The sequence below is a fragment of the Aquimarina aquimarini genome (genome assembly GCF_900299535.1).
Lineage (GTDB): Bacteria > Bacteroidota > Bacteroidia > Flavobacteriales > Flavobacteriaceae > Aquimarina > Aquimarina aquimarini.
Genome location: NZ_OMKE01000001.1, coordinates 97,035 through 109,589, shown reverse-complemented (window position 1 = coordinate 109,589; position 12,555 = coordinate 97,035). Strand labels below are relative to the sequence as shown.

Here is a 12,555-nt window from a genome sequence, read left to right as displayed (position 1 = left end):
TACTTGATTATAAGGTAGTTTTGAAATATATGAAACAAAAAACCTTGGAAATCATGAAAAAATTCATCCTTATTTATGTGTTCTGTCTACTATACTCATTCAATGGCAAAACACAGGAACTACATGCCAGTTACATATTTAATACTAATTACACAAATACCTCGACAGCGTTAAACTACAAGAAAGGATACAAAATCAAAGTAATCAACATCATACCAGCATCAGACGGTAATGAAAAAAAAGATGATATCATATTCACAGTAAATAGATTCGTAGCAGATTCTACTAATAAAAACAACAAAGGCTTTGAACTTAACTCCCTATTTTACGAAACAACAAATAATTCCTCTATTCATCATAGTATGCCTCGAGAGGTATTCAACAAATATACCATCCCTATTTATTCTTCTTTTAGAGGAGTAAGAGCAGGATTTTATACAATTCCTTTTAAAATTAGAATAGATGACTTTGATTTTGAGCAAAATATAAATTTTGGAATGAACATTGGATTTCAATTTAGGTTTAACAAAAAAATCGAGGATCGATGGCTTTACGAACCTTCAATAGGAATAGGTCTATCTTCTATAAACTTGAATAACAAAAATAGTAATGTTAACGAGGAAAGAACAGCAAGTGCATTTAGCACTTCGTTAGGCCTAATTCTTCATTTTGACAAAAACATTAATCTAGGGCTATTTTCTGGAATAGATTTCTTAGGAAACAATGATGCCGAAGTAAACTGGAAATATGACAAAAAACCATGGCTTGGGATTGGTATCAACATTGGTTTTTCTCTTTCTGAAAGTAAAGGGAATAATTCTGAAAATGTTGCTCAAAAACCTGATTAATAAACAAAAAAACACCTGCTTTTTCACTATAAAAAAGTAGGTGTTTTTAGAATTTCTTAAAACAAACCCTTAGTTTACTTCAGGCAAGAAATTATAGTTTTTACTATATTCTAACATTTGAGAAACAAAATCTTTCGGTTGCGTTACATTGATCTTAGTAATTTCTCCTTTTTCATTGGTTTCTGGAACCAATACAGGATTTACAAAACCACTATAAGGAGCAGATGTAAATTGCTCATTACGTTTCAATACCTCGGCATGTATTGCCTGATCAACTTTCACACCATAACCTTCTACCAAAGCTTCTGCCGCTTTGTAATCTCCTTCAGACTTAATGCGTTGTGTTTCACGTAATAAACGCCCAAAAATCTCACGTAACTTGGTATAATCATTAATATTAAAATACGTTTTCCCTTCTCTGGTAACTTTCTCTATTACATTATCTTTCTTTCCTTGCTCAAAAGCCCAACCACTTACCCACTGGCGGTTACGCATATGCGCTTCTTCTACTTCATCTCCTAGGTTCAAACGAATTAATTGTGTCATCAATCCATTTCTGATATATCCATCATAGGCAGCTTTACCTGTTTTCTCCCAATCTTCTACCAGCCCAAGTTCTTGCAACTTTGGATCCATCAAGTAATATAGTCCAACTAAATCAGCACGACCTTCTTCCATCGTAGAAGCATAATTTTTTAACGTTTCTTTAGTTTCTCCTACTCCAGGGTTTAATTGTCCAGAGGCATGCCCTATTACTTCATGTAATGCTGTATGCAATTTATCTGCCAACTGACCATATTTTTCCTCTAACTCAAATTCTTCTTTATCATTTACAAACTCTTTTAGCCTTCCTGAACCTCCTGCATTGCTATACGCTTCTATTATATTCCCTAAGGAAACAGATTTTGATCCTACAGCAGCTCTAATCCAATTGGCATTAGGCAAATTAACTCCTATTGGAGTACTTGGTGAGGCATCTCCTGCTTCTCCTGCAACTGCTACCACTTTATAAGAAACCCCTACAACACTATCTTTTTTATGTGCATCCATCAATGGAGAATTATCTTCAAACCACTGTGCATTTTCTGATAACACAGACATCTTTTTTGACATATCAAAATCTTTGATTTGCACAACAGTTTCATAAGAACCTCTATATCCTAATGGGTCATTATACACCTCTATAAAACTATTGATGTAATCAATATTTCCTTCTGTAGCAGCTGTCCATGCAACATTATAATCATCCCAGATTTGTAAATCTCCTGTTTTGTAATATTGGATCAATAAACCAAGTGCATCACCTTGTGCCTTGTTTTCTGCTACTCCTTGTGCTTTTTCTAACCACTTGATGATTTCATCAATCGCAGCTCCATATAATCCACCAGATTTATATATTCTTTCTTTTAATTCTCCATTCTCTTTTACTAATTGAGAATTAAGCCCAAAAGACAATGGTTTTGTTGCATCAGGAGATTTTTTCTTAGCGTAAAAAGAAGTTACATCATCGTTTGTCACTCCTTGCCCATAAAAATTCACAGCAGATAATGCTACATTATCTACTCCCCTTGATTGATTTACTTTTTTAGCTTCTTTATCGTTAAAGATTACTTCATATACTTCTTTAGAAAACTCAACTCCTGTAGCAGCAAGCAATGAACTAAAGTAGTCTTTACTGAACTCAGGTTTAATCTTATCATTACTATAATGGTGATGTATTCCATTTGAGAACCAAACACGTTTTAAATATGTTTCAAAAGCTTTCCAGTCTGCAGCATTCTTATCTCCTTCATAAGTAGTGTAAATTTTCTCTAATGCCTTACGGATAGTAAGATTATAGCGATAATTCTGATCCCACATAATATCACGTCCACTCAATCCTGCTTGAGTAAGATAATACACCAATTTTTGTTCTTTCAAGGTAAGATTTTCCCATCCTGGTATTTGATATCTTAAAATCTTAAGGTCAGCAAATTGCTCTACAACATAATCAAATTTTTGCGTTGCTGTTTCTCCTTCCTGTTCTTGTTTTTCTGCAGTTTGATCAACTTGATCTTTTGCTTTTGGGTCTTTTTTACACCCAATCATCAAACCTATGATGGCTGCAAAAAACAATGTTCTATTGAGTTTCATTTGTTCTATTTTATTGTTTTGGCAAATGTAACAAAATAAAGGATGTTAAATATTGATTATATTAGCTGACCAAACAATCTAATCTAACTAAACATGAAAATAGTAAAGTATTTATTTTTTCTATTATTATTAGTAATTATTGGTGGTGCTGTTTATGTATCCACAATTGATGGTGAGTTTCAAGTAGAGGAAAGTAGGGTAATTGATGCTCCAGATGAATTATTATTTAGCACAATAAACGAATATAAAACTTGGGATAAATGGGGTCCTTGGATGGATGAATCTGATGATTTTATCATGGAGTATCCTGATAAAACTAGCGGAAAAGGCGCTTATTATAATTGGAAAAGTGAAACACAACCTAGTGGTAAAATGGAAACCAAGAAAGTTTCCCCCTTTTCTAGCATAGACCAACAACTCACAATGAATGTCCCTGTAGTTGGTGATATTTATAGTGATGTATATTGGAAGTTTGAAAAAATAGAAGGAAAAAAAACCAAAGTTACTTGGGGCACCAAAGGAACGCAATCATTTATGCAAAAAGTATATGGATTGACACAAGATAGTACAATGGCACAAATGATAAAGCCTATGTATGCTCATGGACTTAAAAAGCTTGATGTTTTTGTAAATGAAAAAATGAAAAAATATTCAATCAATGTTGACGGGGTGACCGAACATGGTGGTGGTTTTTATATGTATAGCGCAACAGCCACATCAATCGCTGTTATCCAAGAGAAAACAAAAGAAATGCTTCCTGCTGTTTCTATGTACATGAAAGAAAACAATCTTCCTCAAACAGGCATGCCATTTACTCTATATAACGAATACAACACAGATCATGGAACCGCAATTTTTTCTATAGCTATCCCTACAAGAGATAAAGTCATTACTCCAAAAGAAAGCTCAATTCTCTGTGACTTTCTGCCAAGGCAAAAAATTGTAAAAACTACTTTAAAAGGAGATCACAATAACTTAAAAGAAGCTTGGAATACTGCTTATAAATACATTTCAGAAAACAACTTAGAACTCAATACAACTTCTCCTGCCTTTGAGGTCTATAGAGTTCAACCTTCTCTACAACCAAATCCCGCAGAGTGGGTTACCGAAATTTATGTACCTATACTATAAAAGCATTATAACACACTGCATTTTATCATCTGATAAAATGCAGTATTATAAATTATTAAACTAATGAAACAACTATTTTTGGTATTTATTGGCGGAGGTACAGGCAGCATACTACGCTATCTTATAAGTAAATATCTCAATAGCTCTACTACAGGTATCCCATACGGAACTTTTACTGCTAATGTTTTAGGGAGTCTTTTTATAGGAATCATCTTAGGCCTTGCCCTAAAAAACAATACTATATCTCAAAACACCGTTGCTCTTTTAGCTACTGGGTTTTGTGGTGGATTTACCACTTTTTCTACTTTTGCATATGAGAATCATATGTTACTTAAATCTGGTGATTTCTTACATTTTCTAATCTATGCTCTTGGCTCTTTTATAATTGGGTTTTTATTTGTTTTCTTAGGAATGTTTATTGCTAAATAAACTCTCCTTGAGAATACCCATAAAGTGTTCGTTTAAAATGATTTTTTAACATAACTCGAAGAAATACCAAGGCAACTATTTCTTTTGGCGTACTTATCTGATATTCTATAAAAAAACCTAACGCATTACACTGATTTATAACTCATCTAAAATAGCTTTTTAAACATTCTTTATCCCTAATCTATTCCTTTTTAGAACTAACACAACACTTCAAAAAGCTAAAACCTTAAATTCAAATTCTTAAAAAAACACCATTATAACAAGTATACCCTATTTTTTACAAGGTATAAAATAAAATTATGATAAAAAAAACCAATAAACCCCTTAAAAAAATAGGATAACTAATGTTTTTAAATAAATTTAATACACAATTAAAAACTAAAATTCAAATTAATCCCTAAAGATTATGAAAACAAAAAGTGTACTAAATTTCTTCAAAAAAAATCTTCTAATTACTATTTTATTTTTGTGCCATACCACATACGCATTGCAAGAAGACACTTCTTTATCGGTAAAAAACATAACATCAAACATCCATTTATCAGGATCAATAGATGGGTATTACAGATATAATTTTAACACCTCTAACACTAATTCTATAGCTCCAAAAACTTCTTTTGTTAATCAAAGTGGTTTTGCATTAGGAATGGCTAACACTATTTTTGCATATAAAAATAAAGAAACAGGTATTATAGCTGATTTAGTATTTGGCCCTAGAGGAAAAGATGCTGTTTTTAACTCTGAAGGTTCTTCTCAAGTTATCAACCAGCTATATGCATACTGGAATATTACCAAAAGTATTAAACTAACTTTTGGTAATTTTAATACCTTTTTAGGATATGAAGTCATCTCTCCATCAGAAAATTTTAATTACTCTACATCATACATGTTTTCATATGGTCCATTCTCACATACAGGGTTAAAAGCAGATTTTACAATTAACGAAAAATGGTCTGCTATGTTCTCCATAATGAACCCTACAGATTATACTGAAACCAACCCTTTTGACACCTATATTATTGGTGGGCAATTAGGTTATAACGGAAATACCTATCTCAATATAAGATATGGTAACGAAGGAAAACCAAAGGAAGTAGCCCCTTCTTTTCAAGTAGATCTTACTTCTTGGTGGAACCTCACTCCAAGCTTTTATCTGGGAATAAATACTACTTACCTAACAACCAAACTTGAAGAAGGTAAAGAATCATCTGGTTTTTATGGGGTTGCACTATATCCTCAGCTTAAAATATCTGGAAATCTTTCTATAGGAGTAAGAAGTGAATATTTTACTGTATATAATAGTGGATTAACAGATGCTATTGGACTAAATTTTGATGGGGATGGGAGTGTACTAGCTACTACATTTACTATGGATTATTCTATAGGGAATCTAACATTAAAACCTGAATTTAGACTAGACACCACTTCAGAAAACTCTTTTATTGATCGAGAAGGAGAGATTACAAAAAGTATTTCTTCTTTTGTAATTGGATCTATCTACAAGTTTTGATCATATGACTATACTCTTGTTTTAATTATAAAAACATGAATATCAACTTAATATACAGCACAAAATAATTAACATATATTGTTCCTGTTAAAATTCTTTTATATAGTTTTACGCCCTTTATTAAAATATTTACGAGAACTACAATCAATTATGAAAACAAAAACCGTTACAAACTTTTTAAAAACAGTAACTCTTTTTACTTTACTTTTTTCAAGCTATTCACTTTTTAGTCAAGAAGAAAAACCAGCGAACACTCTAGATAAATTACTATCAAAAGTAAGCTTATCAGGATCTGTTGATGGGTATTATAGACACAATTTTAATGCACCTAATGACAATTCTGTAGCTCCAAAAACTTTTTTTGTAGATGAAAGTGGTTTTGCTTTAGGGATGGTGAATACCATTTTGAAATATGAAGATAAAAAAGTTGGTTTTGTTGCTGATCTTGTTTTTGGACCAAGAGGTCAAGATGCAGTGTTTAATTCTGATGAATCTGCTCAAATCATCAATCAATTATATGTGTATTGGAATGCTACAGAAAAACTTACTCTTACTTTTGGAAATTTTAATACATATATAGGGTATGAGTTGATTGCCCCTACAGGTAATTTTAATTATTCTACTTCGTATATGTTTACCTACGGGCCATTATCTCACACAGGATTGAAAGCTGATTATTCCATTAATGACAAATGGTCTGCAATGCTTTCTATAATGAACCCAAGTGATTATACAGAAAATAATCCTTTTGACACTTATATCGTTGGGGCACAATTGGGCTATGAGGTTGATAAAGGCAGTGCTTATCTTAATTTTAGATATGGTAATGAGGGAGAACCAGGAGAAGTAGGCCCTACTTTTAATGCTGATCTTACTACAAGTTGGGACCTCAACAATAAATTCTATCTCGGTGCAAATGCTACATATGTAACTACAGAGCCTCAAGAATCAGGAGATACATCAGGATTTTATGGAGTTGCTTTGTATCCACAATACAAGGCTTCTGATAAATTTTCTATTGGCTTAAGAGGAGAATATTTTTCTGTTTACAATGGAGGGTTAACCAACGTAATTGGATTAGATACTGAAGGTGACGGAGATGTAATTGCTACTACACTTACAGGAAACTATACTATCGGTAATTTAACCTTAAAACCTGAATTTCGATTAGATACTACTTCTGAAAATTCTTTTATTGATAGTGACGGAGAAGCTACTAAGAATCTTTTCTCATTTGTGTTTGGAACGGTATACAAATTCTAAAAACCTCTTAAAAAAACATATTAAACAGAAGCGTTCTGAATTTTCAGGACGCTTTTCTTATTTATTTTCAGGATGTTTATCATATTTTTTAACTCCAGCCAATATTTTTATATCTAGATTATTTTCTTCTGGCGGAATAGGACAAGAATAACGATCATTATATGCACAATATGGATTGTATGCTGTATTAAAATCGATGAGAATAAAACCATCTTTGGGGGTTTTGAGATCTATAAAACGTCCTCCATTATAACTTGATTTTCCATTGGTCAAATCTGTAAACGGCAGAAATAAATAATCTTCATACTCTGGCTGTGTTTTTAATCCTTGATTTTCATAGATCATCAAGACACATTTCTTTTCTTGTAACACAAAATGAGCTTCTCCATACTTTACATACAATGGCTCTCTTCCTGTGGTCGTTTTCATGATAAAAGGGGTCTCATGAGGGGTACGTATAAATTTTGCTCGAATACAAAAAGAAGTGTCAATTTCAAAAAAATCAAGAGTTTTAAAATTTTTTATAGCTTTTGATGGTAACGGTGATATTTCTTCTGTAGTAAAATCTTTATTCAACTTTTCCTGAAAAGATAATATTCTTTTTACCGTCGTAGAATCTTGCGCTACTATATTTCCAATAAAAAAAACAAATAAAACTGATAATCTAAACACTTGCCCCTATTTTTTTGCAAAAGTACAATTTACGATTAGTTAACTAATTAATTTCAACAGAAATGTGCTTTAATCATAGATAAAAAACTATTTTTATTCAATTATTTAAAACTTTAATACAAAAGACAAGTAGTTTCTTGAAAATTATTCTCCAATATTTCAAATCCTTTTCTGGCTTATCAAAAGAAGTTTGGTGGCTAGGTTTTATTACATTGATTAATAGATCAGGGGCAATGGTTATCCCTTTTTTATCCTTGTACTTAACAGATAGTTTAGATTTCTCTCTACAACAAGCAGGATGGGTAATGACTAGCTATGGCCTTGGTTCTTTTTTAGGAGCTTGGTTAGGAGGAAAACTATGTGATCAAATAGGATACTATAAAGTCATTCTCCTTTCTTTATTGTTAACAGGAGTATCTTTTATTATTATTCAATATTTCACAAGTTTTTGGAGCATCTGTATAAGTTTTTTCTTCCTAATTGCTATTGCCGATATGGCTAGACCTGCCTTTTTTGTAGCATTAAGTGCTTATAGCAAACCCGAGAATAAAACAAGATCGCTCACTTTTATTAGACTAGCTATTAATCTAGGGTTTTCTGCTGGACCAGCTATTGGTGGTATCATTATAGCATCAATAGGTTACTATGGTTTATTTTGGGTAGATGGGATTACCTGTATTATCGCAGGAATCGTAATGACACAAACCTTACATCCTAAAAAGGCTAAAATACTTGACAAAGAAGTCATTGTTGACAACCCTACAGAAGCCCATAAAGATGGTATCTACATATTGTTTTTGATTGCACTAGCATTATTCGGGTTTATATTCGTTCAATACTTCTCTACCATCCCATTGTATTACAAAGAGATACATCATTTATCAGAGCAAAAAATCGGCTTGTTATTGGCTCTTAATGGTGCGCTGATATTTTTTACTGAAATGCCTTTAATTGCTTATTTAGAAAAAACGAAAGTTTCTAAAATATCAAATGTAATTTGGGGATTTGCACTTACAGGAATAAGTTTTATCCTCTTCTTACTTACTCCCTGGGCAGGGATTTTGATTATAGGAATGGTCATTGCTACATTTGGTGAAATGGTCGCTTTCCCTTTTGGAAATGCTTTTGCTCTTGATCGTTCAAAAAAAGGAAAACAAGGAGCATACATGGGGTTATATACTATGGCATTTTCTGTTTCTCATATTTTTGGACATAACTCAGGAATGCAGTTAATCAATAATTTTGGTTATGATTTTACGTGGATTTTAATGTTTCTTATTTCTGTATTAGGAATCTTTTTACTTTATATAGTAAAACGAAAATCTGAACCCAAAACTATTGTAAATTAGCTTATTATTTTTCAATCTTTATCCTAATGAAACATTTATTTCTTGTCGTATCTATAGTATTGATTTTTGGTTGTTCACAGGTACAAAATCAACCAAAGGAAACACATCAAACAACGATTATAAAAAAAGAAAAAGTTTTTCCTAAACTAGTATCAAATCGTTATAATGTTGCTTTCTTAATTATGGATGGAACCTATAATACTGAATTAACAGCCCCTTATGACATTTTTCAACATACACAATATCGCAAAAACATAAAACAGATGAATGTTTTTACAGTTGCCAATACAGATGAAGCTATTACAACTTTTGAAGGGTTAAAAATAATTCCTGATTATAATTACACACTAGATTCTTTACCAAAAATAGATATACTTGTTGTTCCTAGTGCAGAACACCATCTGGATACTGATCTTAATGATAAGGCTATGATTAAATTTGTACAACAAGTTGATAAAACTGCTGAGTTTATAACCTCTCATTGTGACGGTGCATTTGTACTTGCCAAGGCTGGCTTACTTGATCATAGTGTATCTACTACTTTTCCTGGTGATATCGATACAATGCGTGCCATGTTTCCTGAACTCGATATCAGACATGATCTCTTATTTGTGCATGATAAAAAATATATTACCTCTGCTGGAGGTGCAAAGAGTTTTGAAGCTGCATTGTATTTATGTGAGTACCTATATGGCTCTGAGATCACAAAATCACTTGCCAAAGGATTAGTTATTGATTGGGATTTAAAAAATATTCCTTATCTAGTCATCAAATAAATTAGTATATAACAAAAGCGCTCCTTATCGGAACGCTTTCTTATATATAGGGTTAAATTACGTACTCTCTTTAGCTCAAGATCTGGGGTCTTTAAGACTAATGTCCTCACACCTAATTCGACCCTGATGTATTCCAAACTAATATTTTAATCCGTATCGTCATACAATCTAAAATGTTAGCTTTGAGACATACACCAAAGTATTATTTCTTATTGTAAATATACTGCAAAAAAACAGTACCAGCAAAAAAAACAACGATAAAAAACACAAATATTCGACTAAATACACAAAATTTTAAGATTTCAATTTAATTTGAAAAGAAATACTTTGATTTACCAAGGTATTTTTTGATCATTCTATTATATTCTTCAGACATTCTTATAGATAAAGTTCCTTCTATGGAATATAATCTATTAAAATCATTATACCCATTTTCTAATAATTGCTCTAAGTAAAAAAGAGCAGTTTCCTTATCTTGATCCGCAGCACTCAATGAGATGACCTCTAGATAGGACATAAAGTCTTTTTTATCAATTATAGTACTTAAGATATTTAGAAGTAATCGTTCTTCTAAATTATTATTGGTAGTAGATACTACTTTTTTATAAGTATCAACAAGATACTTCATATAGCCTTTGGTTCTATACGCCATATTATGAGCATATTTTTCTTTTTTCTGTTGCAGAGAGTCTAATTCTAAAATTTGATATTTCCACCAACCTAAATTTTCAAACTTTTTTTCTTTTACATCAATATCTAAAGAATATGCATATAGTTCTTTGAGAAAACGTTCTTTCTTAAAATACTTAGTTTGCAACCGTTTCTGACGTTTATATTCTTTTTCTTTTTTTATTTCTTTTTGTTTTTCTTTGAGATGAGTCGTTTGCATAAACATCCCGTATTTACTACGAATGCGTTCTATTTCATTATAAGCTTCTAAAAACAACCCTGTATCTATATATGATGTCACTTGTATCATATCTTTTTGAAAGAGTTTCTTGACCCAAAGTGTGTCTTTTGCCACTCTTCCTTTTGCCATTGCCTGAAGAGTAAATGTAGAAAGTGATTTGCCTATCAATTCTGAGCGCTGATCTGCTATTGTTTTTTGATATACAAAGACATCTGCGGGTATTGCCTTGTTTTTTAGATATTTTTTGTTATTTAAAAAGCTGGAATACTTATAATTATCGGCACTTACGATACCTAGATAAGAAAAATTCTTTTTATTTTTTATTTCGGGAGTATAGTAATAACTATCATTTATTGCAATTACCCCAAAAACCTCATCAGTATATATTAGAGGAATAAGACTTGCTAGTCTGGCGTCACTCTCCTGCCCTATTAGATATACTCTTCTATCTTGAATAGGAAAAAGAGAAAAAACATGATTCATAAAATCTGAGACATACTTTATCTTTTTTCCTTCTTTTTGATCTTCTAGAAAATTACTAATAGCTACTATATACCCATGTTCTTCAGCTACTTTTTTATATAACGTCGCAGTTTTACCAGTTTCTCCTGTAGAATCAAACCCTAGAAGTATTGGCCATTTTTTATTCAAATCAAACGATTTGGGTAAATAAATACTAAAACGATTTCCTGTTGAAGGAATAACCAAAGAATCTTTTACAATACCTTTCTTGAGGGTGAGTGTATTTTGACTAGAACTCACTATTGTAAAAAATAGCATGCTAAAAAAAAGGTACTTTTTGAGAGTAAGCACTTGCACAATTCTACAGTTTTATAATTAAGTAGCATAAAAATAACACCACTTGCTATACTTATGCAGTATTTTAATGCTTTTTTTTATTACAAATTTTGCAGTTTTCTTTGCTTTTGGTTTCGCCCACTAATTTCCCTTTGTTATTCATGGTGTAATTACAGCACTCCATATATCCCTTAACAATCAGTTTTCTAGCACGTTGTATCTGAGATTTTACAGTAGATATCGGCAATTGTAGTTGTTCTGCTATTTGTTCCTGCTTATACCCTTTTATATCTGATAAAAATAGTGGAACTCTATATTTCTGGGGTAGTGCATTAATTAGCCCTGGCAAACAATCTTTCTCAGAGTGCTCAGGCTCTATATTTATTTCTTCATATGTAGACTCTTCTACAATTTCAATCGTCTGTTGTTTCGTTTCTTTAAAAAAATCATAGACCGTATTCCTTGCAATAGTAAACAACCAAGATTTAATTTTTGATTCGTCTTTTAATGTATCTTTCTTATTATGGACTTTTATAAAAGTTTCTTGTACCAAATCATCTGTAATATGATCATTTTTGACTTTACTTTTTATAAAAATCCTAATATCATCCTGATATGTTTCCCAGAAATGTATTGTTTCCATAAAGAAAAAACAAAGAGATTATATTGGTTCGGTGATAGTATAAGATATCATTTTGACTTACTTTGATATCACCGAACCGATACTATAAATTAA

11 protein-coding genes are annotated in these 12,555 nt (G+C 31.6%); 7 read left to right on the top strand and 4 right to left on the bottom strand.

Features of this window, described 5'->3' with window-relative positions:
- Window positions 1–53 precede the first annotated feature (53 nt).
- Window positions 54–848, top strand: coding sequence for a hypothetical protein (locus DG508_RS00435; protein WP_159090563.1), 795 nt, complete (start codon window positions 54–56; stop codon window positions 846–848).
- A 69-nt stretch (window positions 849–917) separates the two neighbouring features.
- Here DG508_RS00435 and DG508_RS00430 read toward each other — a convergent pair whose 3' ends face one another.
- The gene (locus DG508_RS00430; RefSeq protein ID WP_199912736.1) at window positions 918–2,981 is read right to left on the bottom strand and encodes a dipeptidyl-peptidase 3 family protein; all 2,064 of its coding nucleotides are present in this window, start codon (window positions 2,979–2,981) and stop codon (window positions 918–920) included.
- 93 nt (window positions 2,982–3,074) lie between these two features.
- Here DG508_RS00430 and DG508_RS00425 point away from each other — a divergent pair, with 93 nt between their 5' ends.
- The 4 genes from DG508_RS00425 (at window position 3,075) to DG508_RS00410 (ending at window position 7,314) form a co-directional block, all read left to right on the top strand.
- A complete protein-coding gene (locus DG508_RS00425; protein WP_108866258.1) occupies window positions 3,075–4,112 on the top strand; it encodes an SRPBCC family protein in 1,038 nt (345 codons plus the stop codon).
- Window positions 4,113–4,175: 63 nt separating this feature from the next.
- Window positions 4,176–4,541: a fluoride efflux transporter CrcB gene (gene crcB, locus DG508_RS00420; RefSeq protein ID WP_103865592.1), complete on the top strand. Its 366-nt coding sequence runs from the start codon at window positions 4,176–4,178 to the stop codon at window positions 4,539–4,541.
- 406 nt (window positions 4,542–4,947) lie between these two features.
- Window positions 4,948–6,051, top strand: a complete 1,104-nt coding sequence (locus DG508_RS00415) for an outer membrane beta-barrel protein (RefSeq protein ID WP_108866257.1) — start codon at window positions 4,948–4,950, stop codon at window positions 6,049–6,051.
- 150 nt (window positions 6,052–6,201) lie between these two features.
- Window positions 6,202–7,314 (top strand): porin, encoded by a 1,113-nt coding sequence (locus tag DG508_RS00410; protein WP_108866256.1) that lies wholly within the window; start codon window positions 6,202–6,204, stop codon window positions 7,312–7,314.
- A 57-nt stretch (window positions 7,315–7,371) separates the two neighbouring features.
- Here DG508_RS00410 and DG508_RS00405 read toward each other — a convergent pair whose 3' ends face one another.
- Window positions 7,372–7,986, bottom strand: coding sequence for a DUF1684 domain-containing protein (locus DG508_RS00405; RefSeq protein WP_108866255.1), 615 nt, complete (start codon window positions 7,984–7,986; stop codon window positions 7,372–7,374).
- Between the two features lie 137 nt (window positions 7,987–8,123).
- On the opposite strand from DG508_RS00405, the gene DG508_RS00400 reads away from it, so the two are divergent.
- Window positions 8,124–9,335: an MFS transporter gene (locus tag DG508_RS00400; protein WP_108866254.1), complete on the top strand. Its 1,212-nt coding sequence runs from the start codon at window positions 8,124–8,126 to the stop codon at window positions 9,333–9,335.
- A gap of 26 nt (window positions 9,336–9,361) precedes the next feature.
- Window positions 9,362–10,111: a DJ-1/PfpI family protein gene (locus DG508_RS00395; RefSeq protein WP_108866253.1), complete on the top strand. Its 750-nt coding sequence runs from the start codon at window positions 9,362–9,364 to the stop codon at window positions 10,109–10,111.
- Window positions 10,112–10,418: 307 nt separating this feature from the next.
- Here DG508_RS00395 and DG508_RS00390 read toward each other — a convergent pair whose 3' ends face one another.
- Both DG508_RS00390 and DG508_RS00385 read right to left on the bottom strand, forming a co-directional pair.
- Complete coding sequence (locus DG508_RS00390) at window positions 10,419–11,801, bottom strand: hypothetical protein (protein WP_108866252.1); 1,383 nt, start codon at window positions 11,799–11,801, stop codon at window positions 10,419–10,421.
- A gap of 103 nt (window positions 11,802–11,904) precedes the next feature.
- Complete coding sequence (locus DG508_RS00385; RefSeq protein ID WP_108866251.1) at window positions 11,905–12,462, bottom strand: sigma-70 family RNA polymerase sigma factor; 558 nt, start codon at window positions 12,460–12,462, stop codon at window positions 11,905–11,907.
- Between the last annotated feature and the right edge of the window lie 93 nt (window positions 12,463–12,555).